The organism is Paenibacillus sp. FSL H3-0286, assembly GCF_045040705.1.
GTDB lineage: Bacteria > Bacillota > Bacilli > Paenibacillales > Paenibacillaceae > Paenibacillus_AQ > Paenibacillus_AQ odorifer.
In genome coordinates this window covers 3,189,268-3,202,170 of the sequence record NZ_CP150285.1, presented here as the reverse complement: position 1 = coordinate 3,202,170, position 12,903 = coordinate 3,189,268, and the positions used below count along the sequence as shown (strand labels likewise).

11 protein-coding genes are annotated in these 12,903 nt (G+C 47.2%); 1 reads left to right on the top strand and 10 read right to left on the bottom strand.

Features of this window, described 5'->3' with window-relative positions:
• Positions 1-139 precede the first annotated feature (139 nt).
• Complete coding sequence (locus MHB37_RS14415; protein ID WP_076190039.1) at positions 140-1,018, top strand: DUF1835 domain-containing protein; 879 nt, start codon at positions 140-142, stop codon at positions 1,016-1,018.
• 124 nt (positions 1,019-1,142) lie between these two features.
• On the opposite strand, the gene ftsY is transcribed toward MHB37_RS14415, so the two are convergent.
• The 10 genes from ftsY to fapR all read right to left on the bottom strand — a co-directional run bounded on the left by ftsY (position 1,143) and on the right by fapR (position 12,803).
• Positions 1,143-2,150, bottom strand: coding sequence for a signal recognition particle-docking protein FtsY (gene ftsY, locus MHB37_RS14410; RefSeq protein WP_076183732.1), 1,008 nt, complete (start codon positions 2,148-2,150; stop codon positions 1,143-1,145).
• A 36-nt stretch (positions 2,151-2,186) separates the two neighbouring features.
• Positions 2,187-5,756 carry a chromosome segregation protein SMC gene (gene smc / locus MHB37_RS14405; protein ID WP_076126122.1) on the bottom strand — a complete coding sequence of 1,190 codons (3,570 nt, stop codon included), beginning with the start codon at positions 5,754-5,756 and terminating at the stop codon, positions 2,187-2,189.
• Between the two features lie 197 nt (positions 5,757-5,953).
• The gene (gene rnc / locus MHB37_RS14400; protein ID WP_038570606.1) at positions 5,954-6,658 is read right to left on the bottom strand and encodes a ribonuclease III; all 705 of its coding nucleotides are present in this window, start codon (positions 6,656-6,658) and stop codon (positions 5,954-5,956) included.
• 15 nt (positions 6,659-6,673) lie between these two features.
• Entirely contained in the window at positions 6,674-7,909 is a 1,236-nt protein-coding gene (fabF, locus tag MHB37_RS14395) for a beta-ketoacyl-ACP synthase II (protein ID WP_076101782.1), read from the bottom strand.
• Between the two features lie 218 nt (positions 7,910-8,127).
• Complete coding sequence (locus MHB37_RS14390) at positions 8,128-8,361, bottom strand: acyl carrier protein (protein WP_036686493.1); 234 nt, start codon at positions 8,359-8,361, stop codon at positions 8,128-8,130.
• A gap of 125 nt (positions 8,362-8,486) precedes the next feature.
• Positions 8,487-9,236: a 3-oxoacyl-[acyl-carrier-protein] reductase gene (gene fabG / locus MHB37_RS14385; protein WP_036686492.1), complete on the bottom strand. Its 750-nt coding sequence runs from the start codon at positions 9,234-9,236 to the stop codon at positions 8,487-8,489.
• A gap of 54 nt (positions 9,237-9,290) precedes the next feature.
• On the bottom strand, positions 9,291-10,214 hold the full coding sequence (fabD, locus tag MHB37_RS14380) for an ACP S-malonyltransferase (protein WP_339173847.1): 924 nt from the start codon (positions 10,212-10,214) through the stop codon (positions 9,291-9,293).
• Between the two features lie 21 nt (positions 10,215-10,235).
• Positions 10,236-11,225 (bottom strand): beta-ketoacyl-ACP synthase III, encoded by a 990-nt coding sequence (locus MHB37_RS14375; RefSeq protein WP_139329841.1) that lies wholly within the window; start codon positions 11,223-11,225, stop codon positions 10,236-10,238.
• Between the two features lie 8 nt (positions 11,226-11,233).
• On the bottom strand, positions 11,234-12,223 hold the full coding sequence (gene plsX / locus MHB37_RS14370; protein WP_339282036.1) for a phosphate acyltransferase PlsX: 990 nt from the start codon (positions 12,221-12,223) through the stop codon (positions 11,234-11,236).
• Positions 12,207-12,803: a transcription factor FapR gene (gene fapR, locus MHB37_RS14365; protein ID WP_036686484.1), complete on the bottom strand. Its 597-nt coding sequence runs from the start codon at positions 12,801-12,803 to the stop codon at positions 12,207-12,209. The genes plsX and fapR overlap by 17 nt, the downstream gene beginning before the upstream one ends.
• Positions 12,804-12,903: the final 100 nt, after the last annotated feature.

Here is a 12,903-nt window from a genome sequence, read left to right as displayed (position 1 = left end):
ATTCATCATTGAATTGTATGCAGGAAGTGTGACAAGCATTACTGTTATGAATTTTTCATATAATGTATTTTTTATATAGTTGCCTGAGGATGTGGATTCATTGAGTATGGTATAATTTGTTGCGATGGGAGAGTGACTTATGGAGCACAAATATACTATGTCAATTGAGCAGGAAGAGACTAGGCGGAATCACATTTATCTGTTATTTGGCCTGTCTGAAGCGGGATCAATGAAGGTAGCCCTTAGTCATCTGGGTTGTCGTCATTTAATACGAGTACTTTCATTTAATGAGACGTTCTCTGCTGGACCGTTGCGTGGATTACATAATAATGAAGGCTATCATACCCGTGAGTTATGGTTTCAGGAACGATTTCCGGATCAGGGTTATCATTTAAACCCCCAACATAAACTGGCAGCCATGATTCAGACCTTAAAAGAAATTCCCGAGGACAAAAAAATCACTATTTGGTGCGGAGATAACTCCCATGATCAGACAGGTTTACGATTTGCACTTTCTATTCTTAGTGAGAGGACGCAACCTATTCATGTTATTGATTCAGTCAAGGCTTATAGGGAGATTGCCGCTTCATTTGAAATCGGCTTATATCCCAGAGCACTTAGTCAGCTCCCAAATGAAGCTCTGCAAAAAATTATAAAAATTACCGAAAATACATCCCCTATCACCTCCGCTCAAAGAAAACAGTATGAACTAGAATGGCAAAAAATCAGCAACACCGAGGATATGCTTAGAGTTTGGGCTGATGGCCAGCTTATGAATGTTCCCGAGAGTTACTATGACGAAGAAATTCTTTCTTTAATTCTGCAATTTCAACAGTATGAGGATCGAGATGGCTACGTAAATGCAGGTCTAGTTGTAGGCACAATTATAGGGCAATGGAATTTGTATCTCAGTACCTCATTCATAGAATATCGCTTCTGGAGGCTAATTAGTGAGGGAAAGCTGTTATTTAAAGGGATCCCTTACGCGATGCATTTATACTTTCTAAAAGTCGCTTAGCAGTTGCTACAAAATGACGGACAAACCCTTTATAAAAAAGAAAAGGAATGCCCTCCTAACTAAATATAGCTTCGAGGGCATTCCTTGTAAATATGACTTCTTTATGATTATATTGTGCTGTTGATTACACTTGCTCTTCCGATTCTTCTAACTCTTCTTCCTCGGCAATTAATCCGGCAAAAAGAGCATGTACGAACTGCTGCGAATCAAATGGCTGCAAGTCTTCCATTTTTTCTCCAAGACCTACAAACTTCACCGGCAAATTCATTTCCTGACGAATCGCTACAACGATTCCGCCTTTAGCCGTACCGTCCAGCTTCGTCAAAACCAAGCCAGTGACGCCACTCTTTTCACCAAATAACTTGGCTTGCGTAAGTGCATTTTGACCCGTCGTAGCATCTAGCACCATCAGTACCTCATGTGGAGCACTTGGGATTTCTCTTTGAATGACGCGGAAGATTTTGTTGAGCTCTTCCATCAGATTGCTTTTATTCTGCAGTCTGCCAGCAGTATCGCAGATTAAGATATCCACATTGCGCTGTTTAGCCGCTTGCACCGCATCGTACATTACAGCCGCCGGGTCAGAGCCTGCTTGTTGTTTAATAACATCTACGCCTGCGCGTTGGCCCCAAACCTCAAGCTGCTCAATCGCTCCGGCACGGAACGTATCCCCTGCAGCCAAAAGAACTTTTTTACCTTCTTGTTTGTAACGATGAGCCAGCTTGCCGATGGTAGTCGTCTTGCCCACGCCATTAACCCCAACGAACAAAATAACTGTAATTCCATTCGGATTTTCCTTCAGGCTGTTATCATCATCTCCGCGCAGCAGCTCCATAAGCTTACGGGACAAAATCGGCTTCAGCTCGGCAGCATCTTCAATCCGATTTTGCTTCACTTCGGCACGCAAATCCTCGACAAGGGTCATAACAGTGTTTACACCCACGTCTGCACCAATCAAAATCTCTTCCAGCTCTTCGTAGAACTCTTCATCTATCTTTTTGCGGCGGATGATAAGGTCGGAGACCTTCTCTACAAAACCTTTACGGGTTTTCTCTAATCCGTCGCGGAATTGTTTCGTTACACTTTCCGTTTTGCCGGAAATGCTTTCTTTTAATTTTCTAAAAAAGCTCATTTGGTTCCTCCTAAAAGTTTCTCTTCTTTGATGAATTTAAGCAATCTCAGCTTCTTCATCCTCTAAACGTACTGAAACGAGCTTGGAGACACCGCCCTCTTCCATCGTTACTCCGTATAACACGTCCGCCTCTTCCATCGTTCCTTTGCGGTGCGTAACGACGATGAACTGAGTTTGTTCAGAGAACTCGCGTAAATACTGTGCAAAACGAACAACGTTCGCTTCATCGAGCGCAGCCTCGACCTCATCCAATACGCAGAACGGAACTGGCTTCACTTGCAAAATAGCAAACAATAACGCCATCGCAGTTAGAGCGCGTTCACCGCCAGATAAAAGCTGCAGATTTTGCAATTTTTTACCCGGTGGTTGGGCTACGATATCTATACCTGTTTCCAGCATATGTTCCGGATCCAGAAGCATGAGATCCGCTCGCCCGCCGCCGAACAGCTTTGAGAACACGGTCCCGAACTGTTTGCGGATCGCATCAAAGGTCTGTTTGAAACGTTTGGACATTTCATCTTCCATCTCGCGGATTACTTGATACAAGGTAGTCTTAGCTTCGACTAGATCATCTTTTTGTCCACTGAGGAACGTATACCGTTCATGGACCCGCTGATATTCTTCGATCGCCCCTAAGTTAACCTCTCCTAGCGCAGAAATACTGCGCTTCAAACGCTGTACATCGGCTTGTGCGGCAGGTACATCTTCAGGCACTGGATATCTCTGTTTTGCTAATTCATAACTTAGCTCGTAGTCATCACTCAGCTTGCGGAGAATATTATCCAGCTCCACATCGAGTCGACCGACAGAAACTTCAGTGGCACGCAGCTTGTCCTCGACTACTTTAAGGGCCTGACGTTGATCTTTAGTCTTGCCTTCCTCAAGTTCCAGCTTACGGGTTAACGCTGTACGCTCAGCACGCGCAAAATCCAAAGTTCCAGTCGTCTCTTCCTTCTTCAAGCGGTAACTGTTCAAATCTTCCTTCTGCTTCACAGCTTCCAAAGCATTGTTAGCCAGATCCTGTTCAATCGTATGTAACAGATTTCGATTCTGGCGCAGCTCCTTGTCCTGTGAACCCACATCTTGTCTTAGGCGACGTAACTGCTCCTCCAGGGAGAATATCTCCTGATCGAGCTTGCCTTCCGAGACTTTCATACTGGTCAACTTGCCTTGCAGCTCTTCCTTAGCTGATTCATTCGCTTTACGCGCTGATTCAGCGTTACGGATACCCTCATGGGCTTCCTTTTCTTCCTTTTCAAGGCGTTCAAGCTCAGCAGTGGCTTGCTTCCGCGTCTCTTCAAGCGCACGTACTTCATTCTCAAAGCCGCTGCGTTCCGCACCTGTGCTCTCCACTTGCTCCTGCACATGCCGAAGCTCATGCTCGAGCTGCTTCAAATCACCGGAGACTCTTTGCTCTTCCAGTCTTTTCTCATCGCCATCACGGCGCAGGTCCTCCAGCTTCACGCTAGCGTTCTCCTGCTCCTCACGAAGTCTGGCAATGCCTTGCTTCAGCTTCACTATTTGACGTTCGCTTTCTTCAATCTCACTGCTTAATTGATCCAGCTGACGTTTACGGCTAAGCAAGCTATTATTCTTCTTATGCTGGCTACCCCCGGTCATCGAACCGCCGGCATTAACTACATCGCCTTCCAGGGTAACTACCCGATAACGATATTGGCATCTAGCGGCGATACGGTTCGCTTGCTCCAAGCTCTCCGCAATAACCACATTGCCGAGCAAACTGCCAATAATGCTAGTATATTTATCATCGTAACCAACAAGTTCGGAACCAATTCCAACAAATCCGTCAGCATCACCCACCATACCACGGTCACTGCCAGAAATCTGGCGCGGCCGGATAACATCTAGCGGAAGAAAGGTAGCTCGTCCCAGCTGACGTTGCTTTAGAAATGATATCGCTTGGCGGGACACAGTCTCATTATCCATGACCACATGCTGAAGTGATGCGCCTAGAGCAGTCTCAATCGCCATTTCCAGCTTCTCCGGAACAGAGATCAGCTCCGCAACCGCACCATGCACACCGTTGAGCTGTCCTTTGCGCGCACCCTTGAGCACTTCTTTAACCCCAAGCATGAAGCCATCGAAATCATCCTGCATCTCTTTCATGGTCTCATGACGAGAGACTTGCGCTTCCCGCTTCTGTTCCCATTTCCGAAGACCGGACTGTGTTTCTTCGATCAGCTTCTGACGTTTACTGAGCTGCTCACTTTCAGTGATATAAGCCCCGCGAAGATTGCTAAGCTCCTTCCCCAGCTGGGCAATCTTGTCCTTCAGCCCTTTCTGGTTGGCAGACAACTCTTCATGCCGGGCTGTCCATTTGCCGCTTTCTTCTTCACTGCGGCTCATACGACGTTCCAGATTCTCCTTTTGCTGATCCGCGTAACGAATTTCGTTACGTGCATTCGCCATAAGGTTCATTAGCTCCAAAAGAGCACTTTTGAGCTTTTCTTCCTGGCTCTGGCTAATCCCGTCTGCCACACCTTCAAGCCTTGTCTCTTCATCTTCGATCTGTTTCCGAAGATCCACAAGCTTAAGCCGCGATTGCTCAAGCTTAAGCTCCAGATCCACGACTTCACGCTGACGATCTGCAGAACGCTCGCCAACCGAACCTAACGTGAGCATTAACTGCTCACGATTACTTTCCAGATTACGTTTGCGTTCCCTCAGCACTTCACCGTAACCTTCGCTCTTCTCAAATGCTTCGCTATAACGCAGCAATTGCTCTTGCTGCTTCTCGATCTGTGCTTCGATTGTGCGCAGTTCAGAGCGCCCGCTCTCCAGCTTGGCATCATGAGCCGAAACCACAGTAGACAGCTCCAGCTGCTCGTCCTTCAACGTTTCAAGCTTAGCGTTACCTTCCTGCCAAGCGGTATGAATGCCTTCAATCTGGTGTACGTATACTGAAATTTCCTGATGTTTTAATTGTTCGCGAAGTTCCTTAAAGCGGATAGCTTTCTCGGACTGATCCTTAAGTGGCCCAATCTGATCCTCAAGCTCACTGATCAAATCATGAATACGAAGCAGGTTCTGCTCGGTATCATCCAGCTTTCGACTTGCGTCTTTCTTGCGCGATTTATATTTTACAATACCTGATGCTTCTTCAAAGATGCCTCGCCGATCTTCGGAACGAGTACTTAGAATCTCTTCAATCCTACCCTGCCCGATAATCGAATAGGCTTCACGTCCGATACCAGTATCCATAAACAGCTCTGTGATATCCTTCAGACGGCAGGATTGCTTATTAATTAAATATTCACTATCTCCACTGCGGTGGACTCTCCGAGTCACTGTAACTTCGCTGAAATCCAGCGGAAGTGTGTGATCTTCATTATCAAGCGTAAGTGATACTTCGCCATAATTCACGGCTTTACGCGCATCACTTCCAGCAAAAATGATATCCTCCATCTTGCCGCCACGCAGTGATTTAGCACTCTGTTCGCCGAGTACCCAGCGTATGCCGTCAGAAATATTGCTTTTGCCGCTTCCGTTCGGGCCAACTACAGCCGTTATACCGCGCACAAACTCCATTTCTGTTTTGTCGGCAAATGATTTAAAACCAGCTAATTCTATCCGTTTCAAAAACATACTTGCCAATCACCTCTGACCCATTATACCATAGCGTTTGTACCCTAAAAAACCATTAAGATGTACCTTATCCTTTGTAACGCGGAACATATAAGTTCTTATATTGTCGAAAAAGAGCAGCAACGGTCTGAGCTCCGCCTAAACGCCGGTATTCAGACCTTTGCTGCTCTCCTCCGCTTGTCCCCTTGATGCAAAACTCAGGCACCGTCCTCTTTCAGATGCAAAAGTGCTGCTGCTGCAGCCTGCTGCTCTGCTTCCTTCTTGGACCGGCCGCTTCCTTTACCAAGTGAACGGTTAGCCATATACACCTCTGAGACGAATTCACGCTCATGTGCAGGTCCCCGTTCTTCTATAATTCGATATTCCAATGTACCCATATTGTGCTGCTGAATTAGCTCTTGCAGTTCCGTCTTATAATCGGTCATCTGCATTTGCAATTTCCCATCCGTCTCCACGAGAGGAAATACGTGATTATCAAGAAAACTCCGCACTGTTTCCAGTCCTTGGTCGAGATAAAGCGCTCCCACGAAGGATTCGAATACATCAGCCAGCAGGGCCGGGCGAGTACGTCCGCCCGTAAGTTCTTCCCCTTTGCCCAATAGTACATAACGGCCAAAACCTAAACTCTCCGCAAACTTGACCAGTGAAGGCTCGCATACAATAGCGGCCCGCAGCTTGGTCAACTCTCCCTCAGGTCGGTCTGGCAATAGATTGTACAAATATTCAGAAACCGTTAACTCCAGAACTGCATCCCCAAGAAATTCGAGACGCTCATTGTCCTGATGCTGATTGAAACGGTGTTCATTCACATAGGATGCATGGGTAAAGGCCTGCTTCAGAAGCACAGAATCGTGAAATTGGATTTGAAGTTGCTGTTGTAACTGCTTCAGTTCTCCTTTCACCGCACTGTCCCCTTACTAATTATATTTTTTTAGAATAACTGTTGCGTTATGTCCCCCGAAGCCGAACGAATTCGACATTACAATATCAAGATCAGCTTTACGTGGCACATTTGGTACATAATCCAGATCACATTCCGGGTCTTGGTTGTCCAAATTAATCGTTGGCGCAATCATCCCTTTTTGCAAAGAAAGGCCACAGATAATAGCTTCTACTCCACCAGCAGCACCCAGAAGGTGACCTGTCATGGATTTCGTCGAACTAATTGCCACTTTATAGGCATGGTCACCCAATGCTTTTTTAACAGCAGCAGTTTCTGATCTATCTCCTACAGGCGTTGAAGTACCATGAGCATTGATGTAATCAATATCTTCAGGAGAGATACCAGCATCCCGGATTGCCATCTTCATGCAGCGAGCTGCACCATCTGGATCAGGCTCAGTCATATGATGAGCATCTGCGCTTAGACCATAACCGATAACCTCAGCATAGATCTTCGCTCCACGTTTCTCAGCATGTTCGAGTGATTCCAGAATAAGAATCCCGGCACCTTCACCCATAACAAAACCATCGCGATCCACATCAAACGGACGACTTGCCTTCTCAGGCTCATCATTGCGAGTGGACATTGCTCTCATTGCACAAAAACCAGCCATACCTGTTGGACGAATGGTCGCTTCGGAACCCCCACAGATCATTGCATCTGCGTCTCCACGTTGAATCAAGCGGAAGGATTCCCCAATGGAGTGACTTCCTGTAGCACAAGCAGTTACTGTCGTCGTATTAGGACCCTTTGCACCAAGGTTAATGGACAACTGCCCAGAACCCATGTTAGCGATCATCATCGGAATGAAGAACGGACTAACCCGCTTCGGTCCTTTTTCAAGCAACAAGTTATGATTGTCTTCCCAAGTTCCAAGACCACCAATACCTGATCCTACAGATACACCTATTCTTTCGGCATCAATATCTTCACCGATCTTAAGTCCGCTATCTCGCAATGCGTCCTCACCGGCAGCCACTGCAAATTGTACAAAACGGTCCATTTTGCGGGCTTCCTTACGACCAAAAAGTGCCTCTGGATCGAAATCTTTAACAGAGGATGCTATTTGCGTAGTATACTCACTGACATCAAAGGTCTCAACCTGTGATACACCGGATTTGCCGCTCATAAGATTATCCCAGAACGTCTCCAAATCTTTGCCCAATGATGTAACTACGCCCATCCCGGTAACAACCACTCTATGACTCAAACACAATCACCCCATCTATAGGTTGTATACATTATATTCAGAACTTATATACTTTCTGTTGCTACTATATGAACAGCGGTAACCGCATCATTAACCATCCTGCGGTTCTGTTATATCCCTTATATAGTTGCTCAAGGCAACCTTTGATTCATCTTTAGTGCTCTATAAATGAGGAGAAGTCCCGCCCTAGCAGGAACGGGACTCTCAATCATATGACTCTAGGTATGAGATTGTATGTACTTCACAACTTCACCCACGGTCGTAATCGTCTCTGCATCTTCATCAGAGATTTCCATATCGAATTCATCTTCCAATTCCATAACCAATTCTACTACATCAAGAGAATCAGCACCTAAATCATCTTTGAAAGACGCTTCTAATGTTACCTCAGCTTCATCGGCACCTAAGCGGTCGATGACAATGCGTTTTACACGCTCTAATACATCGGACATCCGGTTCACCTCCTCTTTTGGTATTATACGAGATATGAGTTCAAAATACCATAGAGCGTCAAAAACGCTTTCTTTATCCCTCACATTTCAGCATTAAAACAGTGTAATTTCTCCTTGACGGAGAGTTACATATACATCCCGCCATCCACGTGTAGTGTCTGGCCGGTCATATACGCAGCGCCTTCAGAGGCCAGGAAGACTACAGCCATAGCAATCTCTTCAGGGCGGCCCAGCCGAGCAAGTGGAATGCCCTTCTCAAGCTCACTGCGCACTTCCTCAGAGAGCTCACGCGTCATATCTGTATCAATGAAGCCAGGAGCGATACAGTTCACCGTGATCCCCCGTGAGGAAAGCTCACGAGCCGATGCCTTCGTTAAACCGATGACACCTGCCTTAGCTGCGGAGTAATTAGCTTGTCCAGGATTTCCTGTTACACCTACTACAGAAGAAATATTGATAATGCGCCCGTAGCGTTGCTTCATCATAGGGCGTGTAGCTGCCTTTAGGCAGTTAAACACCCCTTTTAGATTCGTTTCGATCACTTGATCGAACTCTTCTTCTTTCATGCGCATAATCAGGTTGTCTCTGGTAATGCCGGCATTATTGACAACAATGTCAATACGTCCCCAGGTATTCAGAACCTCTTTGACAAGGTTCTCGGCCTGTTCACTATTGCCGACATCGCCACGAAGGGCAATACCCTCCGAGCCAAGCTCGACAATCCGAGCTACGGTCTCTTGTGCGGCTGCTTCACTGCCCGCATAGTTCACGGCCACCTTCACGCCATGTTCCGCGAGAGCAAGTGCAATACTGCGGCCGATGCCGCGAGAGCCACCAGTTACAAGGGCCGTTTGACCCCGCAATGCTGAGAACATCATTTATTCCCCTTTCGATCATATTGCTATTGATAAACAATGTTTGAACGTATCTTACAAGACAGCTTGCACACTTTCAAGTGTGTTAATGTTGATTACTTTGACCGTTTTGTCTATTTTGCGGATCAGACCTGCCAGAACACTGCCAGAACCAATTTCCACAAAAGTATCCACACCATCAGCAATCAGCCATTCAATACTGTCTTGCCAGAGCACAGGGGAGTACACCTGGCGAACAAGCAGTTCACGGATTTCTTCAGGATCCATTACAGGTGCTGCGGTAACATTGACAATAACAGGTACAGCCGGAGCATTAAAAGTAACACTCTTCAGCTCGTCTGCCAAGCGGTCTGCCGCAGCCTTCATCATCGAAGAGTGAAAAGGTCCACTTACTTCCAGCGGAATAGCCCGCTTTCCGCCTGCTTCCTTAACACGCTGCACAACACCGTTAACCCCGGCCTGTGAACCAGAAACAACAATCTGTCCCGGGCAGTTCACATTCGCCAGTTCTACCACGCCGCTCTCCTCGGATACGCTCCGGCATAATTCTGCCAGAGCATCCCGCTCCGCACCAAGCACTGCAGCCATAGCTCCCTGTCCACCTGGAACAGCTTCCTCCATAAAACGACCGCGTAAACGCACGAGTCTTACAGCATCTTCATAGGACAATACGCCTGCCGCAACCAGTGCGCTGTATTCTCCTAGGCTATGACCAGCTACATAATCCGGCTTCATCCCTTGATCACGTAATGCTTCCAGATAAGCCACGCTTGCTGTTAGCAGAGCCGGTTGCGTATTTACGGTCTGTTTCAAATCACTGTCAGGTCCTTCAAAAATCAGCTGGCTCAGTGGAAATCCGAGCACCTCATCACCTTTTTCGAATACCGCGCGGCTGTGCGGAAGAGCTTCATATACATCTCTACCCATTCCAACTGCCTGTGCACCCTGACCGGGAAAGACAAATGCGATTTTACTCATAAGTAAGAACTCCTTCCTCTATTACCAGATCAATACGGACGCGCCCCAAGTCAAGCCACCGCCGAATCCAACCATCAGAACCGTGTCGCCTTCCTTCATGCGTCCTTCTTCCGCCGCTTCAACTAGAGCTAGAGGAATAGAAGCTGCTGATGTATTAGCATATTTATCAACATTGATTACACATTTCTCCGGTGGCAGGTCAAGCCGCTGCATAGCGGATTGAATGATACGAATATTAGCTTGATGCGGTACGAACAAATCAATATCTTCTTTACCTAATCCGGCTTTAGTAAGCACACGTTCTGTAGCTGAGCCCATAACACGAACGGCAAACTTAAACACTTCACGGCCATTCATATAGATGAAATGTTTCTTGTCTTCAACCGTCTGCTGAGATGCAGGCAAGCGCGAACCCCCAGCTTCCAGCTTAAGCAAGTTTCCTCCAGAACCTTCAGCACCCAGATCGAAGGATTGGAAACCGCGTCCCTCTGGAACTTCACCGATGATTACTGCTCCTGCACCATCGCCAAACAGTACACAGGTGTTACGATCCGTATAATCAGTGATGCGGGATAAAGTGTCCGCACCAATTATGAGTGCATTATTGTACATTCCGTTCTGAATAAAGCCAACCGCAGTAGCTAGGCTGTATACAAAACCAGAGCAGGCTGCTGACAAGTCAAATGCCGCAGCACCTTTTGCTCCAAGTTTATCCTGCAAAATGCAGGCTGTGGAAGGAAAGGAGCTATCAGGGGTTACCGTTGCAATAATAATAAGATCCAGATCTTCGGCTTTCATGCCTGCAGAATCCAAAGCTTTAAGTGCAGCTTCATAGGCTAAATCAGAAGTTGCCTCATGTGGTGCAGCGATATGTCTTTCACGGATCCCTGTCCGACTGACGATCCATTCATCGTTAGTCTCCACTATTTTTTCTAGATCACTGTTTGTTAAAATTTTCTCAGGTACATATTTACCCGTACCGATAATCCCAACCGGCCGCAACTGTTTCATTTCGTCACTCACTTCCCGCTAATTTCCTTGGATATACTTGGCACAAGATCGGCTTGCAGAGCAATCCGCGCTTGTCTTACTGCATTTTTAACCGCATTTCCGTCTGAAGATCCGTGCCCCTTAACTACCAATCCGCTAAGACCAAGCAGCGGTGCACCGCCATGCTCTTTATAATCCATCTTGCCCTTCAGCGCTCTAAGCTCCGGCATCAGCATAGCCGCTCCAAGTTTAGTCTTCAGAGAACGGCTGAATTGCTCCTTCAGTAAAGAGAACAATGCACCCGCTGTACCCTCAAGCGACTTCAACAGGATATTACCAGCAAATCCATCGCAGACAAGCACATCGCAGTTTCCTGTCAGTACGTCGCGTGCCTCAACATTACCGATAAAATGAATGCCCGGCAATTTCTCCAGCAGTGGATAGGCTTCTTTGGTCAGTTCGTTGCCTTTCCCAGGCTCCGTCCCTACATTTAGAAGTCCAACCCGCGGCTTAGCAATGCCATGCACTTTATTCCGATAAATGCTGCCCATCAGCGCATATTGCACCAGATGTTCAGGCTTCGCATCCATGTTAGCGCCAAGATCAAGCGCAAGCACGCCAACATCATCCAGCGTCGGAATCATAGGTGCCAGCGCCGGACGTTCAATCCCCTGCATACGGCCTACTACAAGTAACCCTGTAGTCATAAGCGCCCCCGTGTTACCTGACGAAATCATAGCATCTGCTTCGCCCTCACGCACCATACGTCCAGCTACAACCATGGATGAATCTTTTTTGCGGCGAACCGCCTTAACCGGCTCTTCATCAGAACCAATAACATCTCCTGCATGCCGCACACTCAGGTTGGACGGCTTGTCCTTCAGCAGTGGCTCTAGTCTGGCTTCGTCACCTACGAGCACAATCTGCGTATCTTTCCATTCCGCGGCCGCGGACAACGCCCCCTCGACATTACATTCAGGAGCGTTGTCCCCGCCCATGGCATCAATGGCGATCAGCACTACGGTTACCCCCTTCACTATACTCTTCATTAGCGGAACGATACACTATAAAGTGGCCTTGAAATACCAATTCTTCTCCGACATAGGTGAATACGTCCACCTCTGCTTTGCCGCCTCTGCCTGCAAGTGACCGCACTTGAGCTTTAGCAATGCACTTCTCACCAAGCAGAACCATACGAACAAATCGTATGTCGGCTGAAGCAGTCAAGGCAATTTCATCGTTAATCACAGCAACCGCAAGCGAATTGGCTTGAGCAAACACGTAGTGGCCACGGGCGATCCCATTTCTGGAAAAGACATGATCCTCACGAATTTCAAAGATCGAAATCCCGCTCTTATCGAGCTGTAAATCCACAATATCTCCGATCACTTCATCCGCAGGCAAAGAGCGCACCTGATCATAGGAATGCTCTGCCATTTGTTTCATTCTTTCACGCAGTTCTGGTATTCCCAGCTCCATCCGGTCTAACCGAATCGTCTGAATGCTCACCTTCAGCTGACGAGTCAACTCCCGATCAGTTACAAAAGGATTGCCTGCAATTATATGTAGCAGCTGTTGCTGACGTTCTTTCTTGGACATCCGCTCGATAGCGGCTCACCTCCTGGCACATGCCAAGCGTAAACGCCTTCGGCGCCCTAATAAGGACGGTAAGCGTTTAAGCGAGAAATATAAGACATAA